The following is a 4,319-nucleotide window of genomic DNA, read 5'->3' as shown; positions in this document are numbered from 1 at the left end:
GCGAAGAACCAGGGCCATACTCCGACCGAGCTGGTCATTGAAGAGCACAACGTTGAGGCGTTTGTTGATCACGGCGTTCACCCTCCTCAGGGCGTCTCTCCTTTGGTGGTGTCGGCTCTCGCGAATTCTGATGTAGTAGTGCAGGGAATTCCGTACATCTCGCGTTCGCTGCCGGTTCAGGATGAAACATTTTTGTTTACTCAATATGCGGTTCGCGTGCAGCGGGTGTTTTCCGACCCTTCAGGTCGCGTGCGCCCCGGCGACACTATTATTGTTTCTCGTCAAGGTGGAGTCCTTGTTGTTCAGGGCATACCTGTCAGGGCAGTCGAGACCGCATTCGATCAGTTCACCCTGAATGTGCCCTATGTTTTTGCCCTCAAAAGGGTGCCACACACCGAGACATATCTCGCCATCGCATCCTGGACCTTTGTCCTATCCAACGGAGTTGTCACTTCGGCTTCAAAACTCGATGCAAAGACGCTACGCGCGAAATCATCGGAACAATTCGTCAATGATCTTCAAGAAGTCCTGAAGTCGAGAAGGTAGGAGGGGCTGGCGTGAAGAGATTCCTAAGCATACTTGTGTGTTTTCGGGAATGCGCCAATTAGCACTAAATGGTTGATTCGATGGTCGGGGCGGAGGGATTCGAACCCCCGACCCTCTGCTCCCAAAGCAGATGCGCTACCAGACTGCGCTACGCCCCGACTTGATAATTTCTGCGAGCCAGCCGGAGAGGTCTCCGACGCGCCGCGCTGTTTGATTTTACCTTAGCTGGCCGGGGTAGGGTCTGGCGCGTCGATGAATTGGGTTGCTCTGATAGCGCCCAGGGCTCCCTAAGTTGAGAACTATAGAGCGGGCCTTCAGCCCTTGGTTTCTCAATATGCCCAAGACCTGGGGCGTTGCCCCAGGCTGATATAGGGCGCGCCTTTCCACCCCAATGAACAAGTTCATTGGGGACCCCGGCCTTCAGCGCTTATATCGTCTGGTCCTCGGATTTCTGCATCACCCTGATTCTGAGTTTCCCGGATTTGTCGATACTGCTCTCTAACGCTGCCAGACCGGGTGCATCGGGATGCCGAGGAGCCAGCCCAGCAGCCAGATGGTCACCATGACCGGAACCGCAAGCAACGCCAGGAACATAGCTCCCAGAAGGAACAGGAAGATCCAGTCCTTCCAGGTATGCCGGCGAGGCTCGGTAATGTGGCGGGTTAGCAGCTCATAATTGCGGCGGTTGGCCTTCCAGGCGATATCGAAGGCGTCGCCGACGAATGGAATTGCACCGACCACTACGTCGATGCCGATGTTGGCCATCATGCGCAGCAGGCCCGCAATGGGCACGCCGCGAGCCCAGGCGGCGATGACGATGACGGAGCTGGCGAGGCCGCTCAACAGGTCTCCGATGCCGGGGACTAGGCCGATGATGCCGTCGATGCCAAAGCGGATTGAGGTGCCGGGAATGCGGAACCAGTCGTCGAGCACCCGGGCGAGGAACTCCAGGTTCTCATCCGAGAACGCACCCGAGCGGCCGATGCCGCGCGGGCGAAGCACTTCTCCGTAGGTTGTGGGACGCGAGTTCATTGCTTCGGGGGATTGGATGCCGGCGGAGGCGTCTTCTGCTGCTCCTCCTGCTTGCGCTTGTCGGCTCCCTCGGTCACGTCCTGACCTTCATAGATCAGGCGGATCGTCGAGCGGAAGCGCTTGTAGTTGGTGTAGCGCACATACGAGCGGACATGCACGTCCTCGCCGATAGAACCGTCCTGCGCGGCAAAGTGCAGAATGCCCTCGCCCTTGGTGTAGGTGGGGAACCAGTACTTGCCGTCGATCTGCTCGTAATAGGTGGTGTAGGGAATGTGCAAATCTTCGTGTCCGCGACGCAGGTCATCGGGAACGGTCTTGCCGTTTACCAGCACGATCTGGAAGTCCTGCTGATCGACGTAGACCTTGCCCTGGAAGTAGCGCTGGTTCTTCTCGATCGTCTTCGGCTCGGCGGAGAGCACGTAGGTGTCAAGCTCGTCGATCTTCTGCTTGCCGATGTATTTGATGTTGTACTGCGGCAGATCTTCGGCGGTGAGCACAAAGGGCAGCTTGCGTTCGATGTCCTGCACGTCCGAGGGGGACATGATGATGCGCTCCAGCGTGTTCTGCGGAGCGAAGACGACGTTCTCTACCTGCCGGCCCTCTTTGCTGAAGGTGATGTCGGCCACCATCTGGTACTCGCCGTCGATCTTGTTCACATCGTTCAGGGTCTGGATCTTCACCGTGCGCCGGAAGCCGTAGTCTTCACGCACCTTGGCGAACTCACTCTCGCGGGCGCCCATCTTCTTGACGATGTCGTCGGGCGTCAGGCCGGCGGGAGCCGTGGTGTCTAGCGGGCCAAAGCCTGAGTTCTGCGCAAAGGCGGCCGAAGCGCAGAGAAGAACGAGGGCGGGGAGAAGGCGTTTCATAGGGACTATAAGGATAGACGCTAAAGGCAGTTCCTAGTTGCTGGTTCCTGGTTGCTGGTTCCTGGTTGCTGGATAGTTGGAAGTTGAAAGTTCACCCCAACGAACAAGTTCGTTGGGGACCCGTTGAAACCGTACTGTGTAGGCAGTTTGTGCCTATGCGACCCGGCTGGCGCTTAAAAAGCATGGGTGGGGCTCCGTTCGTTGCCCCACCCACGCCGTACGTCTTCAACTTTCAACCTACAACTTTCAACGAAAATGCGCAGCTATCGCTGCGCATTTTCAACGGCTTGCGCGACGCGCAACGCCATGCCTTCGTCGAAGTGTTTGCCCAGGATCTGGACACCGATCGGCAGGCCGTCCTTCGTGTTTCCGCAGGGGACGGAGACGCCGCAGATACCCGCCAGCGATGCCGCGACCGTGTAGACGTCGGCCAGGTACATGGCGACCGGGTCGTCTGTCTTCTCGCCCAGCTTGAAGGCCGGGGTCGGCGTCATGGGAGTGACGATGGCGTCCACGTCGGCGAAGGCTGACAGAAAGTCGCGGGTCAGCAGGGTGCGGACCTGTTGGGCCTTCTTGTAGTACGCGTCGTAGTATCCGGCGGAAAGAGCGTAGGTTCCCAGCAGGATACGGCGCTTGACCTCGGCGCCGAAGCCGGCGTCGCGGGTCTGGCGATACATTCCGGTCAGCGTGGGCGCGGACTTGTCGCGCAGGCCGAAGCGTACACCGTCGAAGCGCGAGAGATTGCTCGAAGCCTCTGCCGTGGCGATGACGTAGTAGGTCGGAATCGCGTAGCGGGTGTGCGGCAGGCTGATCTTCCTGATCTCGCAGCCGGCGGCCTTGAGGTCGGCGATGGACTTCTCGACTGCCGCACGGATCTCGGGATCCAGACCCTCGCCGAAGTACTCCTCCGGAACGCCGATCTTCAGGCCGGCGACCGGTTTCTGGCTCTCCGCGACGTAGTCGTTGACCGGAGTGTGCGATGCGGTCGCGTCCATCACGTCTGAACCTGCCATCACGCCGAGCAGTGTGGCGGCGTCCTTCACATTCCTGGTGAACGGTCCGATACGGTCGAGCGAGGAGGCAAAGGCAATCAGACCGTATCGGGAGACGCGGCCCCAGGTGGGCAGCAGACCGGTCACGCCGCAGAAAGCTGCGGGCTGGCGGATCGATCCCCCGGTATCGGTACCCAGGCTGGCGACACAGAAGCCTGCGGCAACCGCTGCGGCCGAGCCACCCGAGCTGCCGCCGGGAACACGGTCCAGAGCGCGGGGATTATGTACCGGGCCGTACGCGGAGTTCTCGTTCGAGCTGCCCATGGCGAACTCGTCGCAGTTCAGCTTGCCCAGCAGCACAGCGCCAGCAGCTTCCAGCTTCGCGACGGCGGTGCAGTCATAGGGCGGATGGTAGCCTTCGAGGATCTTCGATCCGGCGGTCGCGGGCGAGCCGACCATGGTCAGCACGTCTTTGATCCCGAGCGGGATACCGGCCAGCGGCGGCAGTGGATCGCCGGCCTTGGCCAGAGCGTCGATCTTTGATGCTTGAGCGAGGGCGCGATCCTTCGCCAGCGAGAGATAGCTGTTGATCTTGCCGTCCTCTTGCGCGATACGCGCATAGTGGGCTTCGGCGAGAGCGGTGGCGGTGGTCTCACCGCTGGTCAGCGCAACGCGCGCCTGGTCAATGCTCAGGGTCTCAAGATTCATTAGCGTTCAATCACCTTCAGCGTTCAATCACCTTCGGGACCTTGAAGAAGCGGTGGTCCGCTTCGGGTGCTTCCCGCAGCACCGCGGTCCGGTCAATCGAGGGGCGCACGACGTCTTCCCGCAGCGCCTCGGCGGAGGCTTCGATCTGTCCGCCAAGAATCTCGCTGACCTGCGC

At 60.3% G+C, this 4,319-nt stretch carries 5 protein-coding genes and 1 tRNA gene; 1 reads left to right on the top strand and 5 read right to left on the bottom strand.

Annotation, left to right across the window (positions count from 1 at the left end):
* The coding region (locus AB4043_RS16185; RefSeq protein ID WP_442307516.1) for a hypothetical protein at window positions 1-546 on the top strand (546 nt) is incomplete at its 5' end.
* Between the two features lie 81 nt (window positions 547-627).
* Here AB4043_RS16185 and AB4043_RS16180 read toward each other — a convergent pair.
* The 5 genes from AB4043_RS16180 to AB4043_RS16160 form a co-directional block, all read right to left on the bottom strand.
* Window positions 628-704: transfer RNA gene (locus tag AB4043_RS16180), tRNA-Pro, on the bottom strand.
* A 340-nt stretch (window positions 705-1,044) separates the two neighbouring features.
* Window positions 1,045-1,578, bottom strand: coding sequence for a DUF4112 domain-containing protein (locus AB4043_RS16175; RefSeq protein ID WP_442302160.1), 534 nt, complete (start codon window positions 1,576-1,578; stop codon window positions 1,045-1,047).
* Window positions 1,575-2,444: a hypothetical protein gene (locus AB4043_RS16170; RefSeq protein WP_442302161.1), complete on the bottom strand. Its 870-nt coding sequence runs from the start codon at window positions 2,442-2,444 to the stop codon at window positions 1,575-1,577. The genes AB4043_RS16175 and AB4043_RS16170 overlap by 4 nt, the downstream gene beginning before the upstream one ends.
* Before the next feature lie 263 nt (window positions 2,445-2,707).
* Complete coding sequence (gatA, locus tag AB4043_RS16165; protein WP_442302162.1) at window positions 2,708-4,144, bottom strand: Asp-tRNA(Asn)/Glu-tRNA(Gln) amidotransferase subunit GatA; 1,437 nt, start codon at window positions 4,142-4,144, stop codon at window positions 2,708-2,710.
* 16 nt (window positions 4,145-4,160) lie between these two features.
* Entirely contained in the window at window positions 4,161-4,289 is a 129-nt protein-coding gene (locus AB4043_RS16160) for an Asp-tRNA(Asn)/Glu-tRNA(Gln) amidotransferase subunit GatC (RefSeq protein WP_442307517.1), read from the bottom strand.
* Between the last annotated feature and the right edge of the window lie 30 nt (window positions 4,290-4,319).

Source organism: Terriglobus sp. YAF25 (genome assembly GCF_052113305.1).
GTDB lineage: Bacteria > Acidobacteriota > Terriglobia > Terriglobales > Acidobacteriaceae > Terriglobus.
This window is presented reverse-complemented; position numbering and strand designations above follow the sequence as displayed.

Coding starts and splice junctions, on each gene's coding strand:
- AB4043_RS16175 (WP_442302160.1), bottom strand. CDS start 1,578: ATGAACTCGCGTCCCACAACCTACGGAGAAGTGCTTCGCCCGCGCGGC.
- AB4043_RS16170 (WP_442302161.1), bottom strand. CDS start 2,444: ATGAAACGCCTTCTCCCCGCCCTCGTTCTTCTCTGCGCTTCGGCCGCC.
- gatA (WP_442302162.1), bottom strand. CDS start 4,144: ATGAATCTTGAGACCCTGAGCATTGACCAGGCGCGCGTTGCGCTGACC.